Here is a 19959-nt window from a genome sequence, read left to right as displayed (position 1 = left end):
TCTATGAAGTTACTGGGGGAAAAGGGCATTGATTTCGCCGCCGGAAAGCATGCCGCTGCCCATGGCATGGAAGCTGCCCTGGCTGAGCGCTTCGCCGGCAATCCTCTGCAGCAGGCCGAGCGCGGATTGCAAGGGGCCGCAACCCACGCTGATGCGCCGCACGCCAGCCTGCCCTAGCACATCGACATCTGGCGCGCCGGCGTAACCGGCGTAGATGTTCACTGGCAAGGAAACCGTCTGCGTGAAGCGCGTTATGTCGTCGATGTTCGCCATGCCGGGCACGAAGATGCCGTCGGCGCCGGTCGCGGCATACATTTGCGCGCGCCGGACGGTGTCTTCATAACGAGCCACCGGATCGTCGTTGGCGACAAAATAGGTGTCGCTGCGGGCATTGATGAACAGCTGCGCATCCATCTGCGCCAGCATCTTGCGCAGCGCGCTTATCCGTTCGCACAGGATCTCCGGCGGCGCCAGCTGGCCTGTCCCTGGCAGCACGCCATCCTCGATGTTGACGCCGGCTACGCCCATATCCACCAATGCCCGTACTACATCGCACACCTCCTCGGCGCCGCGGCCGAATCCGCGTTCGATGTCGACGCTCACCGGAACGCCGGCGACACGGCAGATGCGGGCGCAAGCAGCGATCAGTTCGGTAGCCGGCATCCGCTCGCCGTCGGCATAACCGGCCGCCCACGCCATGCCGGCGCTGGTGGTGCCAATGGCTGGCGCCCCGGCGCGTTCGAGGATGCGTGCGCTGGCAGCATCCCAGGCATTCAATAAAGTCAACGGTTGAGGGCCGAGGTGCAACTGATGAAAAATGTTTGACTGCTTCCGGGCTGCGCTGGATTGCATGGTTTTCTCCATTTGATTACGTTGTAGAATGAAATCGAGTTTAGGAGCGATGCAGCGCCAAAACTTGGAAAAAACTGCTGTTCTGGTGCAAAAATAACCTTTTGAATCGCAATCTCGACAATGAAGACCTTGCTTTTACCTTCAGGTGCTGTCATTCCTGTATTGGGACAGGGAACCTGGTACATGGGAGAAGATCCGGCCCGGAAAAAGCGCGAAATCGACGCGCTGCAGCTGGGCATGGACCTCGGAATGACGTTGATTGATACGGCCGAGATGTATGCCGACGGCGGCGCCGAAAAAATCGTGGGCGAAGCAATCCGGGGCCGCCGCGACGAGGTATTCGTTGTCAGCAAGGTATATCCGCATAATGCCGACAGGCGCGGCATGCAGGCCGCCTGCGAACGCAGCCTGAAGCGGCTTGGCTGCGGCCATATCGATCTTTACCTGCTGCACTGGCCCGGTTCGGTGCCGCTGGCGGAAACCCTCGAAGCATTCGAATCGCTCAAGCAATCAGGGAAGATACGCGACTTCGGCGTCAGCAATTTCGACCGCGACGGCATGCAGGAAGCCAGCGAGCTGCCCGGCGGCGGACAGGTTGCAGTCAACCAGGTGCTGTACAACCTGAAACGGCGCGGCGTCGAGTGGGATCTGCTGCCCTGGTGCCGTGAACGTGCGATACCCGTGATGGCGTATTCGCCGCTGGAATCGTCCGCCAGCGAACAGCAGCGCTTGCTCGGCAACGCGCATCTGCTGGCGGTGGCGGCAAGGCATACGGCGAGCCCGGCGCAGATCGCGCTGGCGTGGCTGTTGCAGCAAGAGCAGGTCATCGTCATTCCCAAGGCAGTCGCTCCGGCGCATGTGCGCGAGAATCGCGCGGCGCTCGATATCGTGCTCACGGCGCAGGACCTGGCGGAGCTTGACCGGGCATTCCCGCCTCCGCGGCACGGCAGTGCGCTGGACATGAGATAAGCGTTTTTCTAAAAACACCGAGAGGCAAATCTGATGTCATTCCAGAATTACTGGCTTTTCCTGCCGGCCTGCTTTGCGCTGAACATGGCGTTCGGGCCGAACAACATGCTGTCGCTGTCGAACGGCGCGCGCGACGGCATGCGCTATTCGGTCCTCGCGGCGTTTGGACGGTTGCTGGCGTTTGCGGCCATGATCGCCATTTCCGGCCTGGGCCTGGGAGCATTGCTGCTGGCGTCGGAAACGCTGTTCACACTATTGAAATTCGGTGGCGCGGCTTACCTGGTATGGCTGGGCGTCAAGCTGTTCCGTTCCGCGCCGATCGAGCTGGCAGCCGCCTCCGGCAAAATCGAGCTCAGGCCCGAAACGCCGGCGGACAAGCTGCGCAGACTCGCCCGGCAAGAGTTCCTGGTAGCCGCCGGCAACCCGAAAGCGATCCTCATCTTCACCGCGTTCTTCCCGCAGTTTGTCGACCGCTCGGCCTACGCCACCAGTTTTATCGTGCTGGGCGCGACTTTCCTGCTGCTTGAATTGATCGCGATCGCCATCTATGCCGCTATCGGCGCCAGGCTCGGGACCTTCACCAACGCCGCCGGCCGATTGCGCTGGTTCAACCGCGCCAGCGGTACGCTGATGATAGGATTCGGCCTGCTGCTGGCGTTGCTGCGGCGTCCTGCAAGCTGATAAATACGTCCGTTCTGTTCCATAGCGCTGCCTCTGAAGGAAGTACTACATGGATAAAGTGAAGGCTGTCCCTGCGACGTTTGACATGAAGGCGAATGCGCCGAGAATCATCCAGCAGCTATTCGAACATGCCGGCATCCGGCTCAACGGCGACCAGCCCTGGGACATGCAGATCCACGATCCGGCTTTCTTCCAGAAGATGTTCACCAAATGGGAGCTCGGCATCGGCGAGTCGTACATGGACGGCGACTGGGATTGCGACAAGCTGGACGAATTTTTCTTCAGGGTCACCGGCCACGACCTGGAACAGACAGTGGTCGGCCCTGCAAAGATCGGTTTTTTCCTGGAAATCCTGCGCCAGAATTTTTTCAACCTGCAAACCCGGGGCCGCGCTTTCCAGGTCGGCGAGCAGCACTACGATATCGGCAACGACCTGTTCGAAAGCATGCTCGATCCGTACATGATGTATTCCTGCGCCTATTGGCCGCGCGCCGCCAATCTCGACGAGGCGCAGCAGCACAAGCTGGAACTGATCTGCCGCAAGCTGGAACTGAAACCGGGCGAGCGCCTGCTGGACATCGGCTGCGGCTGGGGCGGCCTGGCCCGTTATGCGGCGGAACACTACCAGGTGACAGTGACCGGCGTCACGATCTCGAAAGAACAGCAAAAACTCGCGCAAGAACGCTGCGCCGGACTGCCGGTGACGATTGAACTGACCGACTACCGTCAGCTCGGCGGACAATACGACAAGATTGTTTCAGTCGGCATGTTCGAGCATGTCGGCGCCAAGAATTATGCCGCCTACTTCGATGTTGCTGGAAAACTGCTGACGCCAGAAGGCTTGTTCCTGCTGCATACGATCGGCAACTACGTCACCGAAAAGAAGCGCGATGTCTGGCTCGACAAGTATATTTTCCCGAACGGCCACCTGCCATCCGCCAAGGAAATCACGCAGGTGCTGGAAGGGCGCTTCCTGATCGAAGACTGGCATAATTTCGGTCGCGACTACGACCTGACTTTGATGGCCTGGTGGGACAATTTCGAGCGCGCCTGGCCGCGGCTGGCGGAAAAATACGACCAGCGCTTTTATCGCATGTGGAAATATTTCATACTTTCTTCGGCGGGATTTTTCCGCTCGGGTCAAGGCCAGCTCTGGCAGCTTGTATTGAGCAAGCGCGGGCGCAGCGCTCCCTATCGTTCAATACGATAAGTTGCGGTAAGGGCAAACAGGACGGCCATCTCGCCGCAGGCAGCCGTCCTTGCGCTGCATCAGAATTTGTAATTCACGCCTGCCGATACACCCTGTAAACGTCCTCCTGCATAGCAGTTCGGTGCACCGGCTGCAATCGTCTGGCCGTCGTGGCAATCGGCAGTCACGCCGCGTCCGCCTGCGCCCAGGTCATAGTGGGCCAGGGCGTGGTTGGCAGTCAGCGCATAGTTCGCATACCAGGTGGTTTGCTTGTCGATCTTGTGTTTATACGCCAGGGTGTACATGTTGGCCGCATTGTCGGGGCTGATGGTGCCTATGCTGTCGGCCGCGCTGGTATTGTGCTGGCCCGGATCGCCGGGCGTGGCGTTGGCGTGGGCCCAGCCGATCGACAAGCTGTCGTCCGGCGTCAGCTCTTGCGTCAGCGCCAGCCAGTAACCGTTGCGCGAGCGTTCGTTTTGCTCGTTCAGGTAAGCCGGAATATTCCTGCGCATCACCTCGTAGATGGCGCTAAGGGTGGTTTTTGTCGGGAAGGCGTACTGCGCGCCGATTTTATAGGCATACTCATTGCCGACATCGTTCGGATCCAGTCCTATCGGATTGACCAGTGCTTGCGGCGTGCCGCCGACATCGCCGCTGCGGTTAACCCTGGAATGCAGTTCATAGGCGCCGGTTACATACAACGGTCCGTTCTCATAGGCGACATTGGCGCTGTACGCAGTGCCGTAACTGCCGTCGACGCAAGCAATCGCGCCGCCGCCGCTGCCCGGGATATTGCCGCCGGTGCAGCTCGATTCGCCGCTGGCCTGGATCGAGTTTTCATAACCGCGGTTCTGGCCCGGCGAGATCAGCGCATTGAAACTCCAGCCATGCCACTTGGGCGATTCGTACCAGAGCGCGTGGTCCAGGCGGGTGCCGAATTCGACCCGGTTGTCGCCGCCGGTATTGCCCATGATGACCGAGTAGTCGCCCCACATGCCGGAGAAAGGATTCATGCGGGCGGTGGAAGTTTTGTACGGGGCGTCGGTTTTGCCGAGCTTGACTGCGCCCCACCTGACGTCGGCCAGGCCGAGATAGCTGTTGCGCGCGGTCAGCGCGCCTTTGACAGTCGTATCCTGGGCGCTGGTGGAATTGGAGGAACCGGCAGTGGCGGTGATATCGATCTGCGTTTCCAGCTGATAGACCAGCGACAAGGTGTCGCCGATCGGATGTTTGCCGCGTATGCCGACATAAGAGAGGTTGGTGGACAGATCGGATTGCCAGCCGTTTTGCCCGACCGGAGACACCACCCGGTTGCCGCCGACGTCGTTGTATGAATTCTTCAAACCTTTGGTGCTGCCGTCGATCGATACATCCAGGTTGCCGTAGAACTCGACATCCTTGATCGCTTCGAAGAACTTGCGCGCCCGTTCACCCAGCGCTGGCGATGCGGAAGGTGTTGCAGCGGCAACTTCCGCGGCGGCGGGAGCTTCTTGTTTGGTGGACACCTGCTCCAGTTTTGTCGTCAGCAGTTTTACCTGCTGTTCCAGCGCCTCGATGCGGGCGTCGGTTGCTGCGTCGGCCTTGGCCGCGGTGGACAGCGTCAGTGAGGGAAGGGAAAATGCAACAATAAATGCCGCTTGCAGCGGCTTCAGTTTGAACGTCATGTTGTCTCCATCGTTATAGAATATTTGTATGTACGACGGGTTCAGAGTGCGGCCGTTTGCGGACGCCTTGCGTTGACCTGGCTCAAGTTTTTAAAAATAATTGCGACGCGAGGCGCGTAATGAAAAGTCTTTGTGGTAATTTTGCCGCGCCTGTGTGGACGCCAGGATTGACGGTCAGTGTTATCCTGCTGAATTCCATCCAAGACCGCCAAATACGCTTTTTTTGATCATGAACTTCCATACCTGGTTTACATTTTTTGCAGCCTGCTGGCTGATCGCCATTTCTCCCGGCTCCGGCGCCGTGTTGTCGATGTCGCATGGCTTGTCGTACGGCGTCAAGAAAACCTCCGCCACCATCGCCGGGCTGCAGCTGGGCCTGCTGCTGATCTTGTTCGTGGCTGGCGCCGGCGTCGGCTCCATCCTGTTGGCATCCGAAACCATGTTCACGGTGGTGAAGACGATTGGTGCGCTGTACCTGATCTACCTCGGCCTGAGCCAATGGCGGGCGAAGGTCGATGCCGTCACGCTGCAGCAGCCTGAACCGGCCTTGCAATCGATGCCGCCGACCCTGCGCAAGCGCATGTTGCTGGGTTTCATGACGAATGCCACCAATCCGAAGGGAATCATTTTCATGGTGGCGGTGCTGCCACAGTTCATCAGCGGCGACAGCGCCTTGCTGCCGCAGTTGCTGCTGCTGGCCGCGACCATGTGCACGGTGGACCTGGTGGTGATGCACAGCTACGCTTTTGCTGCGTCGACCATGCAGGGGTATTTCCGCGATGCGCGCGCGATGAAGAGGCAGAATCGTTTCTTCGGCGGCGTGTTGATGGGAGTGGGGACGGCTTTATTTTTTGTTAAGCGGAGTTCTTGAATTTATCAGTTACAACGTGATTGAAGCAATTGGGATCGCGAGTGTGGGCGGGTAAGAGACCAAAGGGGCAAAGCCATATTTGGTGTAAAAATTTGCTGCCTTGTCGTCTTTTGCGTCTACAAAAAGAGCAAAGCCACCGGTTTGTTTTGCCACTTCCTTTGCTCGCAGCATTGCATCCACAAGAAGAAGTTCTCCATAGCCCTTGCTCTGATGTGACGCTGCTATGGCCAAGCGAGCAAGGGTCAATCCCGGTATGTGCAAGGGCAGTCTGCTTGCCATCGTTGAGGGCAACTCAGTAATGGGCATCAAGCCGCGGATCGCCAGGGTATAGAAGCCTATGATGCGATCAGGGTTGTCGTCATCAACCAGTACGAATGTACTCGATAGCGATTTTTTTGGTGCTGGCGTGCAGTTGTCTGCAACCAGATGTTTAAAACAGCTGTTCCGCAATCAAAACTTTTTATATCATGTGCCTGATCCAGAGTTACTACGGAATGCGCCATTTTCGACCTTGTCCTTGAATCGTTCGAAGGCTCCCAAAAGTGCGCTGTTGGGCTTCGAAGGGTTTTCAAGCAGGTTTATCAGCATGGCCGCGTCTTCAAGCGTCAATCTGATCGCTCTTTCCCGATCAATGATTTTCTCCGCTTTTTCCAGCGCCGCCTGAACCAGGAATTGATTCACCGTTGCACCGGTCAAATCCGCTGCCTCTTGCAGTTTCTCCGCTACCGGCTGAGAAACTCTTGCCGTTATCCGGCCTCGTTCTTCGATTGCATGCATTTTGGGAACCTCTACAGGTATATTCTAATTGCCAATTAAATAAGTTTGTCCTGCATTTCAGCGGACTGAATTATTGTACTGTATGTGGTGCCAAATTGTCACCATGGCCTGCGGCTAGAGCATGATGAAAGAAAGGGCGGGTCAGAAAACAAAAAGCCCGCTTCAATGAGCGGGCTAAGTGTTTGATTTTATTGGGGTGGCTGACGGGACTCGAACCCGCGACAACAGGAATCACAATCCTATCATATTTTTCAATACAATCAATAGATTACAATGATTTGTTGGAACATGAACAGCCCGAAAACCAGCATGAACGCTAGGCCGTTTATGCAATCTTCCAAAGAAATCAGACTTCATTTTGTCGCCTTTGCCGTCTTCACTTTACGGCGATCGTAAACCTTTGCTACCATCCTGCCATCGCTGTGTCCGGTGGCGTCGGTGATATGCGTGTCGCCACCGTCCATCCGATCGGTGACAGCGGTGGGGCGCATGTCGGCCAGGGTGAAGCGCACAAAATCAGTCCCATCCGCTTTCGCTTTGGCTTCGCAATGTTTCATCAGTCGTGTCAGGATCGTATTGAAGCCGCTGCGGGTGTACACTTGGCCGGAGCTGTTGGCGAACACGTAGATACCCGGAATGCGTTGCAAGGCCAATGCTTCGTCCACAGTGGCCTTTAATGCTGGCGACCAGTGAATCAGCTTCGTGCGCTGCGCCTGGCCGGCTTTGCGCTTGCCGATCGCAATCTCGATGCCTAGCCCTGGTTTCACGTTCTGGCGGGCAAGGGTGCGCATCTCGGTAGGGCGACTCACCGTCAGATAGGCGGTATATAGGCAAAGCGCGAGTATCAGGTAGCTACCTCCGTGAACACGTGCCGTCGCCATCATCATGTCGACTTCATGGGGGCCGACATATTTCTGCCGTGGCTTTGTCTTGTTATATTTAATGCCGCGGCACGGATTGTCCTCAAGCTCGCCGAGACGTCGTCCATACTCCAGCACTGCAGAAAGTAACGCTATCTCTTTGTTTGCTTTTGATGGTGCACCGAGGGCGGCACGTGCGCTGAGATAACCGTAGATATCTTTCGGCCGGATGTCTTCCGGGCTGGTCTTGCCGAACACTTTGACTAGGTTTTTTGATTCAACTACGTTTTCATCGAGCGTGATCGTCGCCTTGCGCATTTCACTATCTACCGGCATTGAATTTTGCCAAGCAAAATACTTTTTTATCAATGCTTCGGTTGTTCCAACTGCGACAGAATTGCCATTGAGTGCCTCAGCGCGGGAAATCGCTTCGCGTCGAATGGCAGCGACAGCCTCTGGGTTATTGACTCCCGCAGTCAGGCGGAAATGCCATGTTCCATCTGGCAATTTATAGCCATAGCTAACCTTAAACTTGCCGATCCGCTCGTATAATCGGAATGGCATGCCATCCGGTGATTTTCTTCTTCCGATCATGCTGCCAATGCTCCAAAATTTGGCTCTACGCGTACTTTACCGCTTGGCTTGCCAGTTTGAGTACCTGACATCCGCGCATCGTGGTATGCGCGACTGACGATCGGAAAGCCAGTGATGCTTTTGGCATATGGCCAGCTGTTTTTATCCAACCACCGGCGCATGCAGGAATAACTATTATTCCTACACCCTACGAGAGTAGCGATTTGACTAGCTGTTAAGTAGTCGTCCATTATTCCACCCGATCGGTAACACGTTGAAAATCCACAACCCATACCCATGGGTTGGCGCCGGTAAATAAAATTGGACGTTCTTTCATCGCACTCTCCATTGCATCAAAAAATTCACTGTCGACTTGCGCCACGGGCAGTCCGCTGGCCGGTGCCCCACGCGCCCGCAGAGGGTACAGATGTCGTCACGGTCGCTCATGGTTGGCTCCAGTCGATCAGTGGTTGATTGCCACACACATAGAGCGGATGACGTGGTGCGCCATGCTTTGTTATGCCAAGGCACATTGGACGGTTTCGCTTGCTGAACATCTTGGCGACCGCAACGATACGCTCTGGCCGCGCATTTGCTCCCCAGGCGCAAACAACGGTTTCATGCTCCAGGATCAGCGCCGCGAGGTGCATATCGTTATCGGGACCGACAGGATCTTGGCTGATCCACAAATCTTCCGGGTTCGTAGCTCGCAGTGCGTAGAGATTGGCAACGATGATGCCGGCGCAGTCCCAGGACTTGGCGAAACTATGGCAGCGACGAATCGTCGGATCGTCCAGCGCCGCGTCAGCGGTGCTTGGGTTCAGCATAATAAAGAGCGCCGGGCCGCACGTCGTATATAGGTCGTGCGGGTCTCGAGAGAGCCGGTAGCGGTATTGACCACATTCGCTGATGATCGCACTCATGGTAACCACCACACTTCATTGATAGGCTCGGAGCTTGGCAAATTCGCATAAGCCTTGTCGATCAATGCTTGGTGCGCCTCACGATGGGCAATGTCGGCACGCCATTGCGCTTCTGCAAGCCGGTCGTACTCGTCTTTTTCCGACTGCGTCATGCCAAATTCGGCTTGACGATCTAACCTGTGCTCACGAGTTTCGCTCATGGCCGCACCTTGGCGAGTAGGGCGATAGCGTGCTGACGCGCTGGTACACGCGGCACGTCGGCAAGCAGCCACTGATAGGCTGCTATTTCCTTTTCCTGAACGATCTGCCATGCCTCATCGAAGCCTTCGCCACGACCGAGCGCTAGGCCGCACAACTCGACAGCTTCGCGCAATTCTGACAAGGATTTGCGTGCCGCTTGCATATGCTCCGCATCCTCATCACTCAGCACCGGATCTGCTGGCACCGCTGGCAATGGCGAGTGTCTCGGCTTGGCAGCTTGCTTGGCACGGATCTGATCGACTTTCGTCCAGATGCGGACAAGTTCTATTTCGCCGGCAGCATGCATGTCCATATCTTGCGCGAGGCAAAGCGCCGCCAGCGTCACCATGACACCGCCGACTTCCTGCCGCGCGTCGCCGACCGGCCTGGCATAGACATAGTCCACAAGTTGATGGGCTTCGCTGCGCGTCATCTCACAAGCCTGGATCAGCTCTGTTGCCTCTTCGAAGAAGCGATGATTGCGCTCCTTTCGATCGGCTGCTATTTCAGAACCGAAGCATTCCATCATCCATGGTTGAACGCGCTGTTGGAACGGTAGCGTTTGCGATGTCGCTAAGGTGATTAATCTCGCTGCATCTTCATTCCGGCCATCACTAATAGCCTGCGCCGCCGATTCTAGCTTAGCGATCGGCATTGTGTGAACGCCGGCCGCTCTATCGAAAGCAGCATCCATTTCTGGCGATATTGCATTTCTCAATTCCTGCCATGGATTGCGCTGCGGCGCGGTCAGTGCAGCTGCACATGCGTCTTTCAGGGCGTCATGGCTTTCGTGCCGGCAGAACAGCATCATTGCGAAGTTGGCCACATCGACAGGGTCGCCCTTGGCCACAGCGGCGAGAAGTAATTCGGCTAGGCGGTCTCCACTGCATTTGGTAATGTCGTTCCAGCCGCCAAAACCTTGCTCGCGCTTGAACTGCAGTTTTTTCTTCATGGCTTTGCTGAATATATCGACAGCGTGCTCATCCAGGAGAGTGGTTTGAATATCGTTATTCATAAAATAGGCTCCATCATTGCTTCAATCAGTAGGAAGACCATCGTCACCAGCGCAGTTAGGAAAATTAGCGTGTTGATGACGAAGATTTGATATTGGGTACGTCTCATGCTGCCCTCGCAATTGCTTGTTCGTGAGTGCAATTTGCCCGAATCAATGCCACAGCTGGTGGTGGCGAAACGCTATTGCCGATCATGCGCACTTGCGCGCTGCCAGATAGCGGCTTCGTTACAGTCTTTCCACGCTTATTCACTTTCGTGTAGAGTGGATCGAGAATATAGTCTGCCGGGAAGCCTTGCGCATTGGCCAATTCTCGCGGCTTGAGCATGCGCAAGCCGATGTCGACTACTTCCATCATGACGCCCTGGATCATAAGCAGTTCCGGCCGCTCGACGTCTTTCAGGCTCGGGCAATATTCCCAAAGGAATTCGCGGATGGCGTGGCGCTTTTCTTCGTACGCACCAACCGGTACCAGCGTGGCGCGCACTTCAGCGTGGTGCTGGCCGCCGGCGGTGATCGTGCCGAGTGGATCGCGGTTGGCCGACCCGACGTTGTCGCCGCGTAGCTTGATCATGTTGCTGGTCACCAGTGCGTGCCGATTCTCCGTCACGATGGTGCCGAGCGGATTTTCCACAGGCCATGTGTCGCGGTCGCCGTTACGTTGGTTGTCGATGCCCACCAGGTGAGCGGTGATCAGCGAGGAGTGGTCCGACGTCGTCACTGTGGGCATGGGCTGCTCGACGCTGGCCCCGACAACGCCCTTATAGTGTTTTGCCAGATAGGCGCACGTCACGCCGATGCGGTCCTTGGTAACGATAGCGGGCATCGGATCCTGGATGCTGCGGTTTTGGCTGCCGTTGGAGTAATACTGGACCAGCGACGCGGCGACGATTCCAAGCCCGTGCGCGGCACCGGCCGGACGCGCAGCGCCGCCGCCAGAGGTCACGGTGGCCAGCGGCTCGTCGGCGGCATGTCCGACGCTGCCGGTGTTGAACTTGGTGATGTGCGCGGCCACGATTGCGTGCTTGCCGCCGCCGGCCACAACGGTCCCGAGCGGTGATTCAAGATCCATAACGCGGGGAGCCTGCCCGGGTGCTTCGCCATAGCCTATCTGCACCATGGACACAGCGGCCAGTGCGAGTTCACCGCGATTCGCACAAGTGACCGTTGCCAGTGGCTCATCTATCGAGCCAGTGCGATCGCTTCCGTGATGCGTCATTGGAACAATACTGGGGATGACTATGGCTCGGTGGTTCTCAGTTGTCAGCGTGCCGAATGGGGCGTCCGTCGACGTCGGCTTCCCGGCATACGCGGGACCGCCCTGGCCGACGATGTAAGGATTGGCGGCGTCCTTCGTATAGCGCTCGAATCCCTTGCCCACACGGCGCAGGGTGGCCGGTTTCAAATCCTTCTTGCGCCCGAAGATCGACGGGCACGGAATCGACCAGTCGATGCAGCTGGCGGCACTGAGATACGGCAGCAAGCGGCCGGACTTGACGGCCTCGGAGTCGCGTGGTGCATGCGTCGGCACTGGCCAGACGATGGGCCGGTCGTCGCGGCGCATCACCATGAACAGGCGCTTGCGGATGGTCGGTGCGCCGAAGTCACAGGCCTTCAGCACGCGCCATTCGACCTTGTAGCCCAGCCCTATGTGCAGGCGTTCAATTGGGAAATCCGCGCCCAGCGTGTCGTGAATTTCCGCCAGATCGGGGTGATCATGGGCGATCCCGGTCGTCAGCACCTGGACGAAGGCTTCGAAGGTCCGACCCTTCAATTCCTTGATCGGCGAGCCATGAGCGTCCAGAGGTCCCCATCCCAAGAATTCCTCAACATTCTCCAGAAACATCATGCGCGGCATCTGCAAGGCACCCCATTTGACGGTGACCCAGGCCAAGCCGCGCACCTTTTGATTCAACAGGTTGCCGCCCTTCGCCTTTGAGAAATGCGTACAAGTCGGTGAGAACCACGCGGCGCCAATTGGCCGCTGCTTAGTCACGAAGCCCGGATGTATCATGAACACGTCTTCGGTGTGGTGTTCTGTTGTGGGGTGATTGGCTGCGTGCATGCATAGCGCCTCGCCATCGTGGTTGATGGCAATATCTGGCTCGCGGCCAAGCGCGATTGCAAGAGCTGTGCTGGCGCCACCGCCGCCGGCGAAGTTGTCCACAACTAGTTCATGGCCGAGGTCGAGGGACAAAGTGAAAGCATCGCGCTTCATATTGATTTCCTAAATGTTTTGGTGAATTGCTTATCGACAGAATGCCCGCGGCGCATGACGGCCTTAGCGATTTTCGTCCGATCCATGTGGCTGCTTCCAGCCTGGCGCAGTAGCCCGAAATAGCTGTTAGCTGACGTGAAAACATCAGCTGAATCCATGCTTCCGATTCGAGAGACAGCCTGGCGTACTGTGCGCGGCCGCGTTCTGCTGAACCATGGTTTGATAACATGGCCGACGAAGTCGACGCCGCGATCTACGGGTTGCAAGATAGTCTTGGTGGGATTCAGGTTGGTATGCAGCACGTCCGGGAGGAAAGCGTTGATGTCTGCAAGCGCCGCGTTGAGCCATTGCGGGGATTCGTGTAGCAGGATGAAGTCATCGACATAACGGATGTAATGCCGGGCTCGTACCTGGTGCTTGACATGCTGGTCGAGCGCATCAAGGTAAATGTTGGCAAAAAATTGCGATGAAAGGTTACCGATCGGCAGGCCAAGATGTGCCGGCTGATTGGTCAGGCGCTTGTGTGGTGGCACGAGCTCGATCAGAGCAGATGCTCCGCGCAGCTGATAGTTCTGGCGCGGATCGTGAAACAGGATCGTTTCAGCAAGCCTCATCCACCATGGTTCCGTCACCCGAACAGCGATCTGTTTGTGCAGCACATTTTTATCGATGCTGACGAAGAAATTGGCGAGGTCGCATTTCAGGTACCAGACAGGCTTCGACCAGTTCTCGGTAGCGCTGCGGATCTTCGCTTCCAGGCGCTGGGCTGCATACATGGTGCCGCGCCCCGGAATGCAGGCGCAGGTATCCTTGATAAATGCCGCATAAAAACGTGGGGAAATACGGTTATACAACAGGTGGTGCACCACGCGGTCACGGAAATCGGCCGCCCAGACTTCCCGCGGCTTAGGGCGCGTGACGACGAAGCAAATAGATTGTCCTGGTTTGTATGAGCCATCGACCAGCTCAGCGTAAAGCCGGGTCAAATTGCGTTCAAGATCCTGCTCGAATGCCAGTGCATTAGGGGTATTGCGCTTGCTCTGACGGCAGTCAAAATAAGCTTGTGCCAATTCAGTAATAGAAAAATCAGCATGACTCGGGGTAGTACCGTTCTGATCTGCGGACAGCACGAGCTCTGTACTCATTCGACTTGTGGTTGTTGTTCTGGTTGCCATTGTTGAAGTTCTGCATCCATGCATAGTCGGGGTTGGCGGCGTTCTGCGGTTTTTCATGCTATCTACGTCGATCTGCCGAAGGCGTGAGCCGATCAGCAAAGAAACTGCGCCAGACCTGCCGGCGTGTCCCGGTGGTATCTGTGATGCGCATAGCGGTGGGCAGCAGTTCGCTACCCAGCGGCATGACCAGATTAGAAAATTTCGCTCTGACATGACTGCCTTGGCGGTGATGTGACGGGCGCTGGTACTATTGCGGACTTACGCCATCCATTGGCCTGTTTACCGATCACATCCGTCAGACTGATAGCGGTAGCGTATTGGCCGGTCGAGATGAATCGCATGTCTTGCGACAAGCGAAGTAGAATCTCGGCGGCGTGGATATGCTCCAGCAACGTCGTCAGGTGTGGGGCCTTGTCCTGCGCCGCATTAGCGCGGGCGATCAGGATTACGCTTTGGACGCACAGGCTGCGAATCTCGCCACCAATCGATGCCTTGAAATCCTTTGGCATATTCTTGGTGATGGTCGTCATCAGCTTGAGCAGACCGTAGGCCGCTTTATAAATCGGTAATTGGTGGTGGATAGCCATGCTGAAAAAATCGATCCGGGCTGCGCCCGTGAGTTTGTTAAATTACTGAATTACTCAATGATTAATAATCTGCGGACAGCACGAGCTCTGTACTCATACGACTCGTGGCTGTAGTACTGGTCGCCATAGCCGAAGTCCTGCATCCATGCATAGTCGGGGCTGGCGGCGTTCTGCTCACTAGACCAGTACCAGGCAGCTTCAAACTCGTGCTTAAGATTGGCGAAAAGAAGTGATTGCTCATTGCGAGTCGGTAGCTCACCGCCGACGGTGCTGGCCCATTCCTTGGCCTTACCCCATGTCAAGCGGCCGCCTGGCGTAGCGCTCAGTAATACCAGGTGGTAGTCGGGTTGCCCGTTATTACTAAGAATGATGCCGGCGTATTGCTCACCCTTTTTGATGTTTTCTTTCATCCATTGCGCTTTGCTCATGGCGACTCCAAAAAAAATTACGATCCGGGCTACGCCCGGCAGATGGTTAAATTACTAAATTACTCAATGACTAATAATCTGCGGACAGCACGAGCTCTGTACTCAACCGACTTGTGGCCGTCGAGCTGGTTGCCATGGACGAAGTACTGCACCCATGCAAAGTCGGGGTAGGCGGCGCCCTGCGCTGACGTCCAATACCATCCGCTAGTGTCGAAGCCGTCTGGCGAATTGATGTACAGCAGGCGAGCCTCGCGGCGATTCGGAAGCGACCAATCTGAATGGCCATCGATATGCGCAGCGGCTTTTTCACTTGCCTGGACCCAGTTCATGTCGACCATTTCATGCTCGACTGTGGCGTGGATCAGGTGGTAATCAGGTGCGCCATTTTCACCACGCAGAATGCCCGCGTAGATTCCGCCTTGGCCGATCCATGTGGCGCCGATACGAGGTGGGGTGAGCATATTCTGCTGCAGCGCATTGCGAGGAAGCCCGGCCTTATCCAGCCAATGGCTTATGAGATTGGCCGCTGGGATCGATACCTTGGCGCCATGTAGTTCAAATTCGAGTACGTTGTGCATGAAACACCTCTAAAAAATTAAAACGATCCGGGCTGCGCCCGGCAGATGGTTAAATTACTGAATTACTCAATGACTAATAATCTGCGGACAGCACGAGCTCTGTACTCATTCGACTTGCGGTTGTTGTCCTGGTAGCCATTGTCGAAGTACTGCATCCATGCATAGTCGGGGAGGGCGGCGTCCTGCGTAGACGACCAGTACCAGCTGTCCTCCAGTGCCTCCGGGCCGCCTTCTTGAAATGCTGGGTCAGAGGCCTGCACCGGGGATTGTTTGGTGTATGGATAGCCAGGTGGAACGCTGCTAGGGTTGTCGCCGGCACGGTACATGTTTTCCGCACAGGTGCCGGGCTTGAAATGGCGATACATCAGCTCGACGACGTCGCGCGCGCCGATATGCCAGTCATCAAAGCCGCCGATGCGCAGTGATCGCGCTGCATTCGCCAACTTGCTGCCGGCAGCGACCATGGCGTCGGTGTTGGCCAGTCCGTCGCTGTAGCTGCGGGCAGCTTCTACCGTCTTGAGTGACTTGTTCCAGGCGCCGGTGAGTTCACCTTCATGGCCGGCGACGATGTTGGCGTACAGTTTGCCGTCGATGCGAAATAAGCCGCCGAAATAGCCGCCGGCAAGCGCGGCACAAAGGGCTGGCAATTCTTTGATGTGGATCTGATGCATGTTGACTCCTTGGGTTGTGGCACTCATGCGCCGATGGCCATGCAGAACGCGGATACGTCTGCAACGGATTGCTTAAATTTGTTCATTGGTACTGTGCCGATCTGGCGGTCGATACCGCCGGCAGCTTGGCGCAGGATTGCTGCTTCGGATTCCGCTACACCTACCTTGCCGACGCGGTCAAAGCGATCGCAGATAGAAAGCATGGCGTCGCTGGCTTGATCGATAGAGACATCCATTGCCCCGGCTCTGCGCAGCGCAGCCAGCATCATTGACAACTGGTTGTATGTATCTGGCGACGGTACGGCGATCAGTGCCTCTGTCGCCAGGTGCAATTCCAACGCCAGGCTGTTACGTGTCTCAGGCATCATCGGGATGCGAACCGAGCGCGGCTTGTAGGCCTTGTTGCGACGTGGCTTGGAGGTGCTCATAATCAGCCGTTAGCCTGATCGAGGGTCAACTCAGCTATAGGAATACTTTGCAGCGATCCGTTCGGGTAACCGTGCAATTCGACGATACCGAATTCTTGGCCGTTGGCGATGTTGCGAAGAATGGCTTTAACAGTACCGATGGGGTAGTTATGGTGTTTCACTGCGTCGTCTACTTTGATCTGCATGATTACTCCATGATGGAAGTGGTGCGATTAGTCGCGGTCGTTTGCCTGCAGCTTTTTTACGTCCAATCGTTCGCGGCGCTGCATGTGCCGACGGGCGACGGTTTCTACAATCAGCTTGTGCGCTGGGTGCATCAACATCTCGTCCAGCGACAATGTGGAAAACAGCATGCGATGTGCAATTTCCAGTGCGGCTCGATCAGGTTGGATGCGGGCTGGCATGGCGCATGCTCAGTAGTGAGACTAGAACCCGCTTTTCCAAACGCGGGAAGCACGCTTGATTGCAGGAATAATTCGCGATCCGCCGCGGCGGTAGAATTTGTACAGGTGGTAGAAAGTTCTCATTGCGCTCTCGCAATGACAGAAACACCCAAGACGCCAGGCGAGTTGTATGCTGCATCCATCAGCGCATCGCGGTCTCCGATGGCTATGTAGGTAGTGCGGCCAGTGGCCGTCACGCTGGTGACGACGTAGGTCATGCTGTGGCACCAATCATCTTGTCGAGATGAGCCTCAAGCTCATGCTGAGTTGGTGCGCGACCGTCCCAAGACATATCCGCTAAGAACTGCTGAGCATGCCGCCCGGTGACAAGGCCGATCAGTGCTTGATAGCGGCGACTAGTTTGATCACCTCTGGATTGGCTTACTTGCTCTTGCTGGAAATTTGCAATATGTGCTGCGTTGATCGCCTTTTTTCTCATTTTGCTGCTCCGTGGGTTCTCTTAGTTGCAATCGGTTTCAACTAACTACAACTAAAGGTTACATCAATAAAATCGTAATATCAACTAAAAGTTGTAGAAATGGGCGAAAAATATCGGCAAGCGTTTTTATCCGCTGAATTGCGAGATATAAGAGAAGGGAGGATTACAAGACATACTGCGCCAGCTAACGTGCGCACTAGTGAATTCGGGGGGATTTACTAGTGAACGGCAACAGTACTGGTTAGGTTATATGGATAGAAGACTATCCTTTTGGAAAAATCGGATAGTAAAATATCTCAATGACGAGATAACAGCAGAAAAGTCTTAGATAGTTTCTCTTTGAAGCAAAATGACTTTGCCGATGATGATGCACGACCCGGTGCTGCATTCCTGGCGATGATAGCGACGCTGATCTGGATTGTCGGACGATAAAAACCATCTTCCGAAGTCGCGTGCAAGGCGCTTGATGACGCCTTCACCTTCATAGTTCACAGCAAAGGTTTCGCCATTTTTTGGGATAACATCTGCCGTGTTAATCACCACGGTATCACCATCGGACATAGTCGGCTCCATGCTGTCTCCCTTGACGTCAATTGCGACAAGCCTGTCAGGCGAATAGCCCTTCTTAATGAACCACTCACGGCGAAAACTAATTGGACGCCCAAAATCCTCTGCCGACTCAGTAGTAAATCCAGTAATCCCAGCCGAAAGTTTCAACTTCACTCTCCGAATTTCAATGTAGTCCTGGTTGTCAGGATCAAAAACCACGACGTTTTTGTAGTCCTTGGGCAACGCGTTGCCTATCTTATCGCCGAATTTGAGGATGGCAGGTGATGTGCCAAGGAATTCGGCAGCCAAGTCGAGATTTTTCCCGCGTGGCTCTGATTCGCCCGCGATCCATTTTTGTACAGCTTGAGGGCTGACGCCGACGTATCTAGCCATCTCTGACTGGTTGCCGCCCTTCCTCTCAAGTGCTTCTGCAATTCTGTTGGCCATTGTATTCATCCCGCGAGATTACAAGTAAACGTTGTAACACGCACTGCAAATTTAAGTTGTAAAAGCGTGCACGCTGTTGTAACCTGTGGTTGTAATAACCTATAGGCCAAATTATGGAACTTGGAATTGCTAAAGCCGTACGTCTCGCCGGAAGCCAGACCGCTTTAGGCAAATTGGTTCGTGTCAGTCCTCAAGCGGTCCAGAAGTGGGTCGAAAAAGGGCTCGTCCCGCCACGCCGCTGCAGGGCCATCGAAAAAGCCCTATCCGGCGCAGTGACGAGGTACGAATTGAATGAAGAAGCTTTTGGCCCTGCTGATAATTAGCCTTCAAGCATCTGCTGTGGCTCATCGATGACCAAATAGTACTCAATCATAGCCAATAAAAAAACCACAGGAAAAAGGAATCGTTGTGAACCTTCGTCAATCGTACCTAAGCATGATTAAGCAGTTTTCCGGTGGCTGGGACGCAATCTCTGCAGCTTTGGGAATGAGCCGGGATGCCCTGGAAAACCGGATCTACGAGCGCAAGGGGCAATCTTTGTGTGTTGACACTGCGCTACAGATGCAAGCCTTTTCTAGCACGACATATTTCGCGGAAGCGATCGCCACGGCAAGCGGCGGGGTATTTGTGGCAATGCCGTCGGCGGTGGACATCGACAACGAAGCGCTGCTGAACAAGTTCAATCAGCTCCACAGTCACATTGGTTTGCTCTCCCGCCGCTTCAGTGAAGCCACTGCCGACGGCGAGGTCGACAAGCGCGAGCGTGCGGACTTGTCGGCGATTGGCGATGAAATTCACAAGGACATGCAGGAGCTGCTTGGGCTGACGTTCCGCATCTACTGCCGAGATGCGCAAGGGAGCGAGTTGGAATGACATCCGCAACAAAAGTCATACGACCAAGCGGACCCAGACCGAGGACTGTAGCGTTTCGCATGCTCGCTTTACTGCATACATTAGGTGGTCCGGCAAAGCCAGATCAATTGATGCCTGTGCTGCCGCGTGAATACAAGTCGATTGGGAAAATAGTCAAGGCAATCGATCAACTTGAGCAATTGCATTTGGTGCGGGTCGAAGTTGGACAGTCGGTCAGCATTACTGAAAATGGTTGTGAATACCTAGAGCATCATGGTGCAGTACCGACGCCGACACGATATGTAGGGAAAGTGGCGCAGGTGCGTGAGGCGCCGGAATTTAAGCCAATGTGCATTTCCTACTTCAGAAAAATGATGGGCTCAGGACCACAACGAGCAGGGATGGACGATTTGCGCTCTGTTCCTTCGTTGATAGGTGGTCACCGTGTATCCAGAGGGGTACGCGATAAATGATAGCGACAACGTTGGAGGTTGCAAGCCGGGCGTTGTCGTTCGTCTCACCGGATGACCGTG

29 protein-coding genes are annotated in these 19959 nt (G+C 55.7%); 7 read left to right on the top strand and 22 right to left on the bottom strand.

All coding sequences use genetic code 11. The annotated features are described in order from the left end of the window. Nucleotides 1-9: 9 nt before the first annotated feature. Both CFU_RS17615 and CFU_RS24945 read right to left on the bottom strand, forming a co-directional pair. Nucleotides 10-786: an isocitrate lyase/PEP mutase family protein gene (locus CFU_RS17615; protein ID WP_238531491.1), complete on the bottom strand. Its 777-nt coding sequence runs from the start codon at nt 784-786 to the stop codon at nt 10-12. Next, entirely contained in the window at nt 783-1037 is a 255-nt protein-coding gene (locus tag CFU_RS24945; protein ID WP_190275272.1) for a hypothetical protein, read from the bottom strand. The genes CFU_RS17615 and CFU_RS24945 overlap by 4 nt, the downstream gene beginning before the upstream one ends. Here CFU_RS24945 and CFU_RS24225 point away from each other — a divergent pair. The 3 genes from CFU_RS24225 to cfa are packed head-to-tail and all read left to right on the top strand — an operon-like array spanning nt 973 to nt 3712. Continuing rightward, nucleotides 973-1821, top strand: coding sequence for an aldo/keto reductase (locus CFU_RS24225; protein WP_014007363.1), 849 nt, complete (start codon nt 973-975; stop codon nt 1819-1821). The two genes, CFU_RS24945 and CFU_RS24225, sit on opposite strands and share 65 nt — an antisense overlap. 33 nt (nt 1822-1854) lie before the next feature. After that, nucleotides 1855-2502: a LysE family translocator gene (locus CFU_RS24220; protein WP_014007362.1), complete on the top strand. Its 648-nt coding sequence runs from the start codon at nt 1855-1857 to the stop codon at nt 2500-2502. Nucleotides 2503-2551: 49 nt separating this feature from the next. Next, a complete protein-coding gene (cfa, locus tag CFU_RS17600; RefSeq protein WP_014007361.1) occupies nt 2552-3712 on the top strand; it encodes a cyclopropane fatty acyl phospholipid synthase in 1161 nt (386 codons plus the stop codon). A gap of 59 nt (nt 3713-3771) precedes the next feature. On the opposite strand, the gene CFU_RS17595 is transcribed toward cfa, so the two are convergent. Then, on the bottom strand, nt 3772-5355 hold the full coding sequence (locus CFU_RS17595) for a porin (protein WP_014007360.1): 1584 nt from the start codon (nt 5353-5355) through the stop codon (nt 3772-3774). Nucleotides 5356-5584: 229 nt separating this feature from the next. On the opposite strand from CFU_RS17595, the gene CFU_RS17590 reads away from it, so the two are divergent. Next, nucleotides 5585-6226 (top strand): LysE family translocator, encoded by a 642-nt coding sequence (locus CFU_RS17590; protein ID WP_041742303.1) that lies wholly within the window; start codon nt 5585-5587, stop codon nt 6224-6226. Between the two features lie 9 nt (nt 6227-6235). On the opposite strand, the gene CFU_RS17585 is transcribed toward CFU_RS17590, so the two are convergent. The 19 genes from CFU_RS17585 to CFU_RS17505 form a co-directional block, all read right to left on the bottom strand. Then, complete coding sequence (locus CFU_RS17585; protein ID WP_238531332.1) at nt 6236-6676, bottom strand: GNAT family N-acetyltransferase; 441 nt, start codon at nt 6674-6676, stop codon at nt 6236-6238. 15 nt (nt 6677-6691) lie between these two features. After that, nucleotides 6692-7003 (bottom strand): DUF1778 domain-containing protein, encoded by a 312-nt coding sequence (locus tag CFU_RS17580; RefSeq protein ID WP_041742302.1) that lies wholly within the window; start codon nt 7001-7003, stop codon nt 6692-6694. A 353-nt stretch (nt 7004-7356) separates the two neighbouring features. Next, nucleotides 7357-8457, bottom strand: a complete 1101-nt coding sequence (locus tag CFU_RS17575; protein ID WP_014007358.1) for a tyrosine-type recombinase/integrase — start codon at nt 8455-8457, stop codon at nt 7357-7359. Next, nucleotides 8454-8687, bottom strand: coding sequence for a DUF4224 domain-containing protein (locus CFU_RS25575; protein ID WP_190275171.1), 234 nt, complete (start codon nt 8685-8687; stop codon nt 8454-8456). Before CFU_RS25575 ends, CFU_RS17575 begins: the two co-directional genes overlap by 4 nt. Further along, nucleotides 8687-8818 carry a hypothetical protein gene (locus tag CFU_RS25385; protein WP_014007357.1) on the bottom strand — a complete coding sequence of 44 codons (132 nt, stop codon included), beginning with the start codon at nt 8816-8818 and terminating at the stop codon, nt 8687-8689. Before CFU_RS25385 ends, CFU_RS25575 begins: the two co-directional genes overlap by 1 nt. 61 nt (nt 8819-8879) lie before the next feature. Next, nucleotides 8880-9359 (bottom strand): DUF1643 domain-containing protein, encoded by a 480-nt coding sequence (locus tag CFU_RS17570; protein ID WP_041742300.1) that lies wholly within the window; start codon nt 9357-9359, stop codon nt 8880-8882. Beyond that, a complete protein-coding gene (locus CFU_RS17565) occupies nt 9356-9559 on the bottom strand; it encodes a hypothetical protein (protein WP_041742299.1) in 204 nt (67 codons plus the stop codon). Before CFU_RS17565 ends, CFU_RS17570 begins: the two co-directional genes overlap by 4 nt. After that, nucleotides 9556-10614, bottom strand: coding sequence for a hypothetical protein (locus tag CFU_RS25035; RefSeq protein ID WP_014007355.1), 1059 nt, complete (start codon nt 10612-10614; stop codon nt 9556-9558). Before CFU_RS25035 ends, CFU_RS17565 begins: the two co-directional genes overlap by 4 nt. 103 nt (nt 10615-10717) lie before the next feature. After that, nucleotides 10718-12829, bottom strand: coding sequence for a DNA cytosine methyltransferase (locus CFU_RS17550; protein ID WP_014007354.1), 2112 nt, complete (start codon nt 12827-12829; stop codon nt 10718-10720). Continuing rightward, nucleotides 12826-13974 (bottom strand): RNA-directed DNA polymerase, encoded by a 1149-nt coding sequence (locus tag CFU_RS17545; protein ID WP_238531331.1) that lies wholly within the window; start codon nt 13972-13974, stop codon nt 12826-12828. The genes CFU_RS17550 and CFU_RS17545 overlap by 4 nt, the downstream gene beginning before the upstream one ends. A gap of 221 nt (nt 13975-14195) precedes the next feature. Next, the gene (locus CFU_RS17540; protein ID WP_014007352.1) at nt 14196-14591 is read right to left on the bottom strand and encodes a four helix bundle protein; all 396 of its coding nucleotides are present in this window, start codon (nt 14589-14591) and stop codon (nt 14196-14198) included. 50 nt (nt 14592-14641) lie between these two features. Continuing rightward, nucleotides 14642-15019, bottom strand: a complete 378-nt coding sequence (locus tag CFU_RS17535; protein WP_041742298.1) for a DUF1566 domain-containing protein — start codon at nt 15017-15019, stop codon at nt 14642-14644. Nucleotides 15020-15078: 59 nt separating this feature from the next. Beyond that, the gene (locus CFU_RS17530) at nt 15079-15597 is read right to left on the bottom strand and encodes a DUF1566 domain-containing protein (protein ID WP_014007351.1); all 519 of its coding nucleotides are present in this window, start codon (nt 15595-15597) and stop codon (nt 15079-15081) included. A 62-nt stretch (nt 15598-15659) separates the two neighbouring features. Then, on the bottom strand, nt 15660-16268 hold the full coding sequence (locus tag CFU_RS17525; RefSeq protein ID WP_050808631.1) for a DUF1566 domain-containing protein: 609 nt from the start codon (nt 16266-16268) through the stop codon (nt 15660-15662). A 23-nt stretch (nt 16269-16291) separates the two neighbouring features. Continuing rightward, nucleotides 16292-16696, bottom strand: coding sequence for a hypothetical protein (locus CFU_RS17520; RefSeq protein ID WP_014007349.1), 405 nt, complete (start codon nt 16694-16696; stop codon nt 16292-16294). A gap of 2 nt (nt 16697-16698) precedes the next feature. Next, a complete protein-coding gene (locus CFU_RS17515; protein WP_014007348.1) occupies nt 16699-16881 on the bottom strand; it encodes a hypothetical protein in 183 nt (60 codons plus the stop codon). 27 nt (nt 16882-16908) lie between these two features. After that, a complete protein-coding gene (locus tag CFU_RS24595; RefSeq protein ID WP_014007347.1) occupies nt 16909-17100 on the bottom strand; it encodes a hypothetical protein in 192 nt (63 codons plus the stop codon). A gap of 253 nt (nt 17101-17353) precedes the next feature. Then, nucleotides 17354-17578, bottom strand: coding sequence for a hypothetical protein (locus tag CFU_RS17510; protein ID WP_041742297.1), 225 nt, complete (start codon nt 17576-17578; stop codon nt 17354-17356). A 324-nt stretch (nt 17579-17902) separates the two neighbouring features. Continuing rightward, nucleotides 17903-18574, bottom strand: coding sequence for a LexA family transcriptional regulator (locus CFU_RS17505; RefSeq protein WP_238531330.1), 672 nt, complete (start codon nt 18572-18574; stop codon nt 17903-17905). A 113-nt stretch (nt 18575-18687) separates the two neighbouring features. Here CFU_RS17505 and CFU_RS25570 point away from each other — a divergent pair, with 113 nt between their 5' ends. The 3 genes from CFU_RS25570 (at nt 18688) to CFU_RS24590 (ending at nt 19899) form a co-directional block, all read left to right on the top strand. After that, nucleotides 18688-18897, top strand: coding sequence for a YdaS family helix-turn-helix protein (locus CFU_RS25570; RefSeq protein WP_081466496.1), 210 nt, complete (start codon nt 18688-18690; stop codon nt 18895-18897). 85 nt (nt 18898-18982) lie between these two features. Continuing rightward, nucleotides 18983-19447, top strand: a complete 465-nt coding sequence (locus CFU_RS17500) for a YmfL family putative regulatory protein (RefSeq protein ID WP_014007346.1) — start codon at nt 18983-18985, stop codon at nt 19445-19447. Nucleotides 19448-19506: 59 nt separating this feature from the next. Beyond that, on the top strand, nt 19507-19899 hold the full coding sequence (locus CFU_RS24590) for a hypothetical protein (RefSeq protein WP_148264873.1): 393 nt from the start codon (nt 19507-19509) through the stop codon (nt 19897-19899). Nucleotides 19900-19959: the final 60 nt, after the last annotated feature.

It is taken from the genome of Collimonas fungivorans Ter331, from assembly GCF_000221045.1.
GTDB classification, from domain to species: domain Bacteria; phylum Pseudomonadota; class Gammaproteobacteria; order Burkholderiales; family Burkholderiaceae_D; genus Collimonas; species Collimonas fungivorans_A.
Note: the sequence above shows the minus strand (reverse complement) of the source record. Positions and strands in the feature narration are given on the sequence as shown.

Bases quoted from the DNA above. Each gene is read 5' to 3' on its own strand.
- CFU_RS24225 (WP_014007363.1), top strand. From the start codon at position 973: ATGAAGACCTTGCTTTTACCTTCAGGTGCTGTCATTCCTGTATTGGGA.
- CFU_RS24945 (WP_190275272.1), bottom strand. From the start codon at position 1,037: ATGTACCAGGTTCCCTGTCCCAATACAGGAATGACAGCACCTGAAGGT.
- CFU_RS24220 (WP_014007362.1), top strand. From the start codon at position 1,855: ATGTCATTCCAGAATTACTGGCTTTTCCTGCCGGCCTGCTTTGCGCTG.
- cfa (WP_014007361.1), top strand. From the start codon at position 2,552: ATGGATAAAGTGAAGGCTGTCCCTGCGACGTTTGACATGAAGGCGAAT.
- CFU_RS17595 (WP_014007360.1), bottom strand. From the start codon at position 5,355: ATGACGTTCAAACTGAAGCCGCTGCAAGCGGCATTTATTGTTGCATTT.
- CFU_RS17590 (WP_041742303.1), top strand. From the start codon at position 5,585: ATGAACTTCCATACCTGGTTTACATTTTTTGCAGCCTGCTGGCTGATC.
- CFU_RS17580 (WP_041742302.1), bottom strand. From the start codon at position 7,003: ATGCATGCAATCGAAGAACGAGGCCGGATAACGGCAAGAGTTTCTCAG.
- CFU_RS17575 (WP_014007358.1), bottom strand. From the start codon at position 8,457: ATGATCGGAAGAAGAAAATCACCGGATGGCATGCCATTCCGATTATAC.
- CFU_RS25575 (WP_190275171.1), bottom strand. From the start codon at position 8,687: ATGGACGACTACTTAACAGCTAGTCAAATCGCTACTCTCGTAGGGTGT.
- CFU_RS17570 (WP_041742300.1), bottom strand. From the start codon at position 9,359: ATGAGTGCGATCATCAGCGAATGTGGTCAATACCGCTACCGGCTCTCT.
- CFU_RS17565 (WP_041742299.1), bottom strand. From the start codon at position 9,559: ATGAGCGAAACTCGTGAGCACAGGTTAGATCGTCAAGCCGAATTTGGC.
- CFU_RS25035 (WP_014007355.1), bottom strand. From the start codon at position 10,614: ATGAATAACGATATTCAAACCACTCTCCTGGATGAGCACGCTGTCGAT.
- CFU_RS17550 (WP_014007354.1), bottom strand. From the start codon at position 12,829: ATGAAGCGCGATGCTTTCACTTTGTCCCTCGACCTCGGCCATGAACTA.
- CFU_RS17545 (WP_238531331.1), bottom strand. From the start codon at position 13,974: ATGAGTACAGAGCTCGTGCTGTCCGCAGATCAGAACGGTACTACCCCG.
- CFU_RS17540 (WP_014007352.1), bottom strand. From the start codon at position 14,591: ATGGCTATCCACCACCAATTACCGATTTATAAAGCGGCCTACGGTCTG.
- CFU_RS17535 (WP_041742298.1), bottom strand. From the start codon at position 15,019: ATGAGCAAAGCGCAATGGATGAAAGAAAACATCAAAAAGGGTGAGCAA.
- CFU_RS17530 (WP_014007351.1), bottom strand. From the start codon at position 15,597: ATGCACAACGTACTCGAATTTGAACTACATGGCGCCAAGGTATCGATC.
- CFU_RS17525 (WP_050808631.1), bottom strand. From the start codon at position 16,268: ATGCATCAGATCCACATCAAAGAATTGCCAGCCCTTTGTGCCGCGCTT.
- CFU_RS17520 (WP_014007349.1), bottom strand. From the start codon at position 16,696: ATGAGCACCTCCAAGCCACGTCGCAACAAGGCCTACAAGCCGCGCTCG.
- CFU_RS17515 (WP_014007348.1), bottom strand. From the start codon at position 16,881: ATGCAGATCAAAGTAGACGACGCAGTGAAACACCATAACTACCCCATC.
- CFU_RS24595 (WP_014007347.1), bottom strand. From the start codon at position 17,100: ATGCCAGCCCGCATCCAACCTGATCGAGCCGCACTGGAAATTGCACAT.
- CFU_RS17510 (WP_041742297.1), bottom strand. From the start codon at position 17,578: ATGAGAAAAAAGGCGATCAACGCAGCACATATTGCAAATTTCCAGCAA.
- CFU_RS17505 (WP_238531330.1), bottom strand. From the start codon at position 18,574: ATGGCCAACAGAATTGCAGAAGCACTTGAGAGGAAGGGCGGCAACCAG.
- CFU_RS25570 (WP_081466496.1), top strand. From the start codon at position 18,688: ATGGAACTTGGAATTGCTAAAGCCGTACGTCTCGCCGGAAGCCAGACC.
- CFU_RS24590 (WP_148264873.1), top strand. From the start codon at position 19,507: ATGCTCGCTTTACTGCATACATTAGGTGGTCCGGCAAAGCCAGATCAA.